At 60.7% G+C, this 366-nt stretch carries 1 protein-coding gene; it reads right to left on the bottom strand.

Annotated features, from left to right (window positions below):
* The coding region (locus AX685_RS11790) for an efflux RND transporter permease subunit (protein WP_197418585.1) at positions 1-366 on the bottom strand (366 nt) is incomplete at both ends.

Genomic DNA, 366 nt, shown 5'->3' with positions numbered 1-366 from the left:
CGTCGGCGCGAACGCCGGCGATCAGCTCGTTGAAGCGCATCTGGATCGGTTGCTGGATCTCCGTCCGGTTGCCGATCAGCGGCTTCATCCGCTCCTCGATGCGGCGAAGAATGTCCTCCTTGCTTTTCACCTCCGTCGGCCACTCGTTCTCCGGCTTGGGGATGACGTAGGTATCCGACGCATTGGGTGGCATCGGATCGGTGCCGAGGTCGGCGTTACCGTTCTTGGAGAAGACCAGCGCCACCTCCGGCAGCGTCTTCAATGCATTCTCGATCTGGAGCTGCATCTGCGTCGATTGGTCGATCGACGCAGATGGCACGCGGAAGTTGGTGACGGTTATGTCCTTCTCGTCGAGCTGCGGCATGA

Origin of the sequence: Sphingomonas sp. CCH9-F2, from assembly GCF_001556735.1 — a bacterium.
In the GTDB taxonomy this organism is placed as follows: Bacteria; Pseudomonadota; Alphaproteobacteria; order Sphingomonadales; family Sphingomonadaceae; genus Sphingomonas; species Sphingomonas ginsenosidimutans.
This window is presented reverse-complemented; position numbering and strand designations above follow the sequence as displayed.